Origin of the sequence: Paenibacillus sp. FSL R5-0490, from assembly GCF_001956215.1 — a bacterium.
Classification (GTDB): domain Bacteria; phylum Bacillota; class Bacilli; order Bacillales; family Cytobacillaceae; genus Cytobacillus.
Genome location: NZ_MRTQ01000022.1, coordinates 79,067 through 86,255, shown reverse-complemented (window position 1 = coordinate 86,255; position 7,189 = coordinate 79,067). Strand labels below are relative to the sequence as shown.

Genomic DNA, 7,189 nt, shown 5'->3' with positions numbered 1-7,189 from the left:
TTTTACTAAAGTTTTAGGCTGATAGAGCAAAAGTGTAAAATCTAATCAAGCGAAAACTGTCAACTTTATTCTAGCGTTTACAACTATCCGTGTTAAATAATAGAGAGAGTCCTAGTTTCTCCTTATAAAAATCCAATGCCCTATTTATATCTTTTACAGGTATTCCAATTTGTCCAACATTTTTAATCATGGTAGTATCCATTAAACTTTTCTCTCTATGGTAATATTATACATAATAAATAGAATTTTAAGTATATTCATATATTTAACCAATGAAATTGGATGAACCGGCATAAGTAGGTATGGTTATTTAATTTGATTTCAGTTAAGCCGGGGTCAATGAGGACTGCAGCATATTTAGGAGAACAAACAATTTTCAAGGAACTTTTTACACTATTTCATGCCAAAATTCCTATTCAACTAAATGTCAGAGTCCTTTAAGATATAAATAGAAGAAAATGGAATTTATAATGCGGAGCTGATTCTGTTGAAGGTGTTAGAAGCAGATTCCTTGCTTGCAGGAATCGACGAGACGAGCAATCAATTATCCATCCTTAAAGATCAGATAAGTCAAGTTCAGGTATCCATCCAGGAGCTGGTGTCTCTTGAAGAGGCATTCAAAGGGCAGGGCAGCCAGGCCATACATGCATTTTATCAGGATTGCCACCAGCCTTTCCTTCAATTTCTCGAATCCTGGATTGATGAGTATCAATCCTATTTAAAAAGTTTTATAGGTTCATTGCAGGACATTGAACCCTCCCCTTCAGGCTTTATCCGCCAGGAATTTTATTTGGATATTATAAATGACCCTATCGGAAAAGTAAGCCAGGCTCTGGATATGCCGAAGTATATATGGTCCGCTGTCTCCAGCGCCTGGGAGCGGGATGTTGTAAATGGGGACGCCAAGAGCCGTACAGCCTTCTTTACCTATGGCCTGACTTCACTTGGAATCAGCATTCTTGGGGATAAGGGGATCGGGAAAGCTGGAGCCGTTGCCAAGACGGTTCGCCAGGCTGGTAAAGGCGAGAAGGCACTTCCGATTTTTATGCCGGTTCAGACACCAGCTGTGGCTGGAGGAGGAATGGCTAGGGGGCCAGTGCCGTATAATATTCTTTTTAATCCGTTGACGAAGATTAAGACGGTGACTGATGATGTGTTTGGGGTTAAGGGTACGGGTAAAGCTGCGAGGCTTAAATCAAGAAAATTATCTTCTGAACAAATTGAATTAGATTGGCTAGATGATAAGTATATTGCTGTAGAAGTAAAAGGAACAGTTAAAGTTGGTGGGAAGAAAGTAGATGTCTCCAGAAGAGTGTACCAAATTGAGATTGATAAAAATTATGTACCTATTAATCCGAAGGCACTAGGAAAGTCAAATGGAGAATTGATGGAAAAGGGTAAATCACCATATATTGTAAAAGACGGAGTGGAAAGTAAAGTTGAATTACACCATTTAGTTCAAAAAGAACCTGGTGGAATGGTTGAAATTGCAGAGGTAACTCATGATAAATACGATTCGACGCTACATGGTTTAGTTGAAAATGGAACAAGTTTTAGGAATAATCCAGAACTCGAAAAAATGTATAATAACTTTAGAAGTAACTATTGGAAAATGCGTGCTAGTGAGTAATAGGAGTGAGTTTATTTGATGGATGAAAGAATTATAAAGATGATCGAAAATTATGGTGAAGAAGATGATTTTTTTGGAGAAGTATCAGAAGAATATATTAATAAGGCTGAAGAAAGACTTAAAGTTAAACTTCCTCGAAGTTACCGCAATTTTATAAAAAAATATGGTTCGGGAGGAATATGTGGAGTCGAGCTTGAAGGTGTCCAGGGGAATTTAGGAGCATCTGTAGTTGATGCAACAGAGAGATGGAGAAAATTAGGGTTGGGTTTGAACTTAATTGTTTTAGAGGACTCGGGAGAATTTGTTAGATGTATGTATAGTGCAGATATTAAAGATGAAAGAGTATTTAGTTGGGAAAGGGCGGGGACAGATTTACACCCAAGGTATAATACATTTGAGGACTATGTAATAGACATATTTCAAGAAGGAATTGATAACTGGTAAAAAACAATGAGGTGCAAGGGATACTTATGAATCAATTGCACTTGATGTCAACTGGGACTGAACCCTTGTCAGTACAGTAATGAAATCACCTTTAACCAGCTATCAAAAATTAATGAAATAATAGGTATAGGATTTAAGGAATTAAATCATTCACAGGTGGGCTACAGAAGATGTTAGCTCACCTTTTGTTTTGTTAGGCTAACCTTTATTTACTTAAGGACAGGTAAGCTCGGTCCAGAAAGATCTTTCTGCCGCAAAAATTCAGGTTTAACAACAGGTGCCTGACCCCAACTATACTACCGCATTAAAGGGCTGAGGGTCAGGCTCCTTTTTCCGGCATATCCATTATATAAAAAATAATATAGAAGGTGATTCAGGGATATGAGATATCCATTTGAATTTAAGAAAGACCCATTTGGTGATTTAGGAATAGTATTGCCGGAAGAAATAAGTATTTTCTCGGATTTTATTCAGGATATTTCAACAGAAGAAGAAGTGGATGAGTATATAGGATACATTAAGAAAGTTTTAGAAGGGGTATATGAAGACTTTGAAATTACTTTGAATGCTACGAGTGTAAATATCAAGAAAGATGTGACAGTAGCTGAACATCATTATCGGATTGATGAACCTACTCAAAATAAAATTGAAACGGAGGAATTTATAGAGCTGTTATTGATATGGAGAGAGAAGATTCCAGAAATATTCAAAGGTTGAATAGTGAGATCAAAATAAACAGACCTTGAATGGCCATCTGCCATTCAAAGAAAAACAGGTGCCTGACCCTAACTATACATCAGGCCCCTTTTTCTATCCCAGCCTATTTTTATTTCTTCAGCACATTTCTTGCAGCACGGGTCACACCACTCTGGTGAAATATTGTCATGAAGTTTGATGAAAAAGGAAATTTCTTTAAACAAATGGTGGAGTATTCAGTAATAAGATCTTTTGAAGAGTTCGATAATCAGGTAGATCAAGAATTAATAAATAAGATTTTATTTTAGAGTTATTAATAGAAGATTTTACTAACCTTTATTTACTTAAGGACAGGTAAGCTCGGTCCAGATTAATCATTCTGCAGGAAAAATTCAGTTTAAATACATTCATAAAAAAACACCTCTCGCTTTATTTAAATTATGAGCGAAAGGTGTTTCTTTATTATTCAGCAATCAATTTGTTAGAACGGATGACGAAGGATTTATCTTTCAAGCTTTCTAGTGAAAAAGAATTGCCTATCCCGTCTATTACATCAATGACAATTTGCATGTGCTCCCAATAGGCAAAGTTTGAGTTATGCATATAATAGGCACATCCATCACTTCACCTATTTGTTTATCCTGGCTGCCAAGATAAAAATCACCTGCTGTCATACAGATTGGTGAAGTTCCAGGATACAGGTGCCTGACCCCAACTATACTACCGCTTTAAAGTGCCGGGGGTCAGGCACCACTTTTTGTTAATGATCCGTTGAAGAAGATTAAGACAGTGACTGATGATGTGTTTGGGGTTAAGGGTACGGGTAAAAGCCCTTCAGATTTTGCAGATCGTGGTAAACTAGAAGGACATTTTGATAAGCATGGGAAGGAATTTGATGGATTATATAAAAATGCCGACGAGTATCTTGAAGGTGCAAAAGAGGTTATTAATAATGGCATAAAGGTCAAGTATGAAAATAAAGGTGAAATTAGGACAGGATATATCAAGTTTATGGGAAATAACAAAAATGGTAAAGCAAAGTTTGAATTTGTAGGTACTAATAATAAAGGAGATATTACGACCTACCAGACTCAGAGTGGCAAAAAGATCTGGAAGACCATTAATGGTGAAAATATTCCAGTGATTAATCCAGCAGAGTAGGAAGTGAGGATTTATATATGGTATATACGGCTCTCGTTAAAAGGCTAGACCCACAAATTGAGGAAGAAGTGACAATTGAGATCAAGGGTATTAAATTTACAGGATTTGCTTTTATTTGTCCTTATAAAATTGAAGTAGGAAAAAGTTACCCTGTAACAATAGGGTTTACTATTTTAAATGAGTTAATGATTCGTGAAATCCAGGGAGAGAAGAAAGAAATAGAACGTATTGGTTTGGGTTATGAGTATTATATAAGAGGTTTGTTACATGAAGATAATATTGATGCAGGAGTAGTTTTTACTGACGACGATGAGTATTTCTCTGACTATCCTGAATTGATGGATAAATATATTGAAATAAAAGTTGACAGAATAAGTATAGAATTTTTAAGGACAACTACTGATTATAAGGAGAATAAATTTAATTTCATAAAGTATTAATACTCACAACAGTCAAAAAACAGGTGCCTGACCCCAACTATACTATCGTTTTAAAGTGCCGGGGGTCAGGCACGTTTTTTTTTCAAAAAAGGCGAATTTAAAATGAAGGAGATCGTTGGTTATTGAGATGGTTTCCTATTGGTTTTCTTATTCTTGTACTTCACTCATTAATGCATGAGTATTATCTTCTGTATCTTTAAAAAATACCATCCATGTTTCTGTTTGTCCCATTTTCGCTACAACATGTGGTTCATCGATAAAGATAACTTCTTTACTTACTAATCGCTCATAAGTATCTTTAATATTAGTTACTTGAAAATAAATAACTGCACTTGAATGGGCGAATTCATCTTTTTCAGGTAGTGATAACATCAGCCGTAAGCCATCGCATTCAAAGAATGCCATACTATCCGTGTTAAATAATAGAGAGAGTCCTAGTTTTTCCTTATAAAAATCCAATGCCCTATTTATATCTTTTACAGGTATTCCAATTTGTCCAACACTTTTAATCATGGTAGTATCCATTAAACTTTTCTCTCTATGGTAATATTATACATAATAAATAGAATTTTAAGTATATTCATATATTTAACCAATGAAATTGGATGAACCGTCATAAGTAGGTATGGTTATTTAATTTGATTTCAGTTAAGCCGGGGTACATGAAGGATGGTGTATATACACCTGAAATACTTCTACATACTATTAGAAAGAATAGGGATTTATATCCTGAGCTATTCAATAAGTGAGTGGGTGGAATGTATGGACATAAAATTGGAATTAACAAAGATTTACACAAATAGATTTCTTCAATCTCAAAAAGAAATATCTAATTTTGAAGGAGCGCTAAGCAATCTAATTGGCTTAGGAGATACGTCAGTAATTACCGACTTATGTATGGGATTTGACGATGATACTGAACAATATGAAATAATGTTTGGCTTAGTGCATGGGATAGAACATCTATATAAAGAAAATATTGAAGAAGGTTTATACTTTATAGCAAAAGCAGTCCCAAGTGTTATTGATAGAGCAAGAGAATGGATGGAAATTTTACATTACAGAATTCTAAATAATGACCAAGTAAGAAGTTTATACGGAGAAACACTATCTAAAGTAGATATCAAGACAAAAGAAACAATAATAAACTTATTGAATGATATAAAAAAGGAAGATCCAAACATCTTTGGCAATTCTGTAGATGAAGTATTAAAAGAAATATGATTATAACCTCAGCCTCAAGTAGTTTAATTTAAATTAATTGTATTTAAAGATCTGTATTATAAAAACACAGGTGCCTGCCCCCGACTAACGCTAGAGTGTAGGGGGTCAGGCACTTTTTTTACTTGCAATTCCTTGAATCCTGGATTGACGAGTATCAATCCTATTTAAAAAGTTTTATAGGTTCATTGCAGGACATTGAACCCTCCCCTTCAGGCTTTATCCGCCAGGAATTCCTGGAGCATGAGCTCAAACAGGGACTGAAAAATACTCTTCAGATCACTGCTGAGCTGACAGAGGAAGCGAATGGGATCATGAAGTCCGTTAGCGATATTGTTGCGCTTCCGCGGCTGGAGGATGGCCGATTTATCCAGGCAACAAAGAGCGCTGAGGACTCAAGCCGCCAAACCGTTGAGAAACTAGAGGACTTCGACCATCGGGAAACGGCTGCACTGGACCCTCTCCTGCAAGATCTATCCCACATGAACCAATACATCCAAAAAATCGCGGGCATGTTCCAAAGCGGCAGCTTATCTCTGGCCCAATACCAGCCTAAATCTCTCAACTGGAAGGATTTCCACGTGGAAATATCGAATCCCAATCCAGAAAGCGGGCAAAGCATTCTTCAGGATATAGCTGAAGGAGCTATTGAAGGGGCATCCAAAGCCGTAGGGGATACATGGGATGGACTGAAGTCAACTTATGAGCTGGGCAGAACCATCATGGGCCCGTTCAGTCCGCTGTTTTTAGGCAGTGAGTTGTTGCTGTTTAACCGTGACCAGCTGCTCGAAAATCAAAGGAAGCACCAGGAATTTTATTTGGGCATTATAAATGACCCTATCGGAAAAGTAAGCCAGGCTCTGGATATGCCGAAGTATATATGGTCCGCTGTCTCCAGCGCATGGGAGCAGGATGTTGTAAATGGGGACGCCAAGAGCCGGACAGCCTTCTTTACCTATGGCCTGACTTCCCTTGGAATTGGCATTCTGGGGGATAAGGGGATTGGGAAAGCTGGAACCATTGCCAAGACGGTTCGCCAGGCTGGTAAAGGGAAGAAGTCGATTTATACGCCAGTTCAGACACCTGCTCTGGCAGGAGGTGGACTTGCTCAGGGGCCGGTGCCTTATAATGTTCTATATGACCCGTTGACGAAGATCAAGATGTTAACGGAGAAAGCATTTGGAGTTAAGGGTTTAGGTAAGCCCAAAACAAGGGTGCCTAGAACAAATGGAAAATGGGTAGGAGAACCTGGAAATGGAACATGGTATTCAGATAAGCCAGAAGTTAATAAGGTAACTAATGGTGAGGGTGTAGAATTCCTTGATGGTAGACCTAATTTCACGCCATGGAGTAAAGGATCCATAAAATTTAAAGAAGGTATGTTAGATGGGTCAAAAAATGACTTTAATTTGGTTTATGAAAAAATTATGCAATTGAAAGGATATAAATCAATGAATCAGGCAAAGGTTTGGTTAAAAGAAAAAGGATTAACCCCTCATCATAAAAGTACTACTGAAATTGAATTAATCCCAACAGATTTGCATGGAAATATACCTCATATTGGTTCAGCGTCTGATTTAAGAGGAGGATAATAAAA

8 protein-coding genes and 2 pseudogenes are annotated in these 7,189 nt (G+C 37.0%); 7 read left to right on the top strand and 3 right to left on the bottom strand.

Annotation, left to right across the window (positions count from 1 at the left end; translation table 11 throughout):
- Positions 1-82 precede the first annotated feature (82 nt).
- Positions 83-202: pseudogene (locus BK139_RS17885) on the bottom strand (VOC family protein); the annotation flags it as partial.
- A 291-nt stretch (positions 203-493) separates the two neighbouring features.
- Between BK139_RS17885 and BK139_RS24440 the strand changes: the two are divergent.
- The 3 genes from BK139_RS24440 to BK139_RS17865 all read left to right on the top strand — a co-directional run bounded on the left by BK139_RS24440 (position 494) and on the right by BK139_RS17865 (position 2,791).
- Positions 494-1,630 (top strand): T7SS effector LXG polymorphic toxin, encoded by a 1,137-nt coding sequence (locus BK139_RS24440; RefSeq protein ID WP_083675403.1) that lies wholly within the window; start codon positions 494-496, stop codon positions 1,628-1,630.
- Between the two features lie 18 nt (positions 1,631-1,648).
- On the top strand, positions 1,649-2,074 hold the full coding sequence (locus BK139_RS17870; RefSeq protein WP_076261470.1) for an SMI1/KNR4 family protein: 426 nt from the start codon (positions 1,649-1,651) through the stop codon (positions 2,072-2,074).
- Positions 2,075-2,455: 381 nt separating this feature from the next.
- Positions 2,456-2,791: a tRNA-Val4 gene (locus BK139_RS17865; RefSeq protein ID WP_076261453.1), complete on the top strand. Its 336-nt coding sequence runs from the start codon at positions 2,456-2,458 to the stop codon at positions 2,789-2,791.
- Positions 2,792-3,232: 441 nt separating this feature from the next.
- Here the strand turns inward: BK139_RS17865 and BK139_RS17860 are convergent.
- Positions 3,233-3,379 (bottom strand): annotated as a pseudogene (locus BK139_RS17860) (DUF779 domain-containing protein); the annotation flags it as partial.
- A gap of 180 nt (positions 3,380-3,559) precedes the next feature.
- On the opposite strand from BK139_RS17860, the gene BK139_RS17855 reads away from it, so the two are divergent.
- A complete protein-coding gene (locus tag BK139_RS17855) occupies positions 3,560-3,931 on the top strand; it encodes a hypothetical protein (protein WP_139325647.1) in 372 nt (123 codons plus the stop codon).
- 17 nt (positions 3,932-3,948) lie between these two features.
- Positions 3,949-4,371, top strand: coding sequence for a hypothetical protein (locus tag BK139_RS17850; RefSeq protein ID WP_076261449.1), 423 nt, complete (start codon positions 3,949-3,951; stop codon positions 4,369-4,371).
- Positions 4,372-4,518: 147 nt separating this feature from the next.
- Here BK139_RS17850 and BK139_RS17845 read toward each other — a convergent pair whose 3' ends face one another.
- Positions 4,519-4,896: a VOC family protein gene (locus tag BK139_RS17845; protein ID WP_076261447.1), complete on the bottom strand. Its 378-nt coding sequence runs from the start codon at positions 4,894-4,896 to the stop codon at positions 4,519-4,521.
- 237 nt (positions 4,897-5,133) lie between these two features.
- Here BK139_RS17845 and BK139_RS17840 point away from each other — a divergent pair, with 237 nt between their 5' ends.
- The gene (locus BK139_RS17840) at positions 5,134-5,595 is read left to right on the top strand and encodes an Imm30 family immunity protein (RefSeq protein WP_076261445.1); all 462 of its coding nucleotides are present in this window, start codon (positions 5,134-5,136) and stop codon (positions 5,593-5,595) included.
- A gap of 122 nt (positions 5,596-5,717) precedes the next feature.
- On the top strand, positions 5,718-7,184 hold the full coding sequence (locus BK139_RS17835; RefSeq protein ID WP_286149050.1) for a T7SS effector LXG polymorphic toxin: 1,467 nt from the start codon (positions 5,718-5,720) through the stop codon (positions 7,182-7,184).
- Positions 7,185-7,189 lie beyond the last annotated feature (5 nt).

What these genes read in the sequence shown, in the direction of transcription:
- BK139_RS17870 (WP_076261470.1), top strand. Translation starts at nt 1,649, where the DNA reads ATGGATGAAAGAATTATAAAGATGATCGAAAATTATGGTGAAGAAGAT.
- BK139_RS17865 (WP_076261453.1), top strand. Translation starts at nt 2,456, where the DNA reads ATGAGATATCCATTTGAATTTAAGAAAGACCCATTTGGTGATTTAGGA.
- BK139_RS17850 (WP_076261449.1), top strand. Translation starts at nt 3,949, where the DNA reads ATGGTATATACGGCTCTCGTTAAAAGGCTAGACCCACAAATTGAGGAA.
- BK139_RS17845 (WP_076261447.1), bottom strand. Translation starts at nt 4,896, where the DNA reads ATGGATACTACCATGATTAAAAGTGTTGGACAAATTGGAATACCTGTA.
- BK139_RS17840 (WP_076261445.1), top strand. Translation starts at nt 5,134, where the DNA reads ATGGACATAAAATTGGAATTAACAAAGATTTACACAAATAGATTTCTT.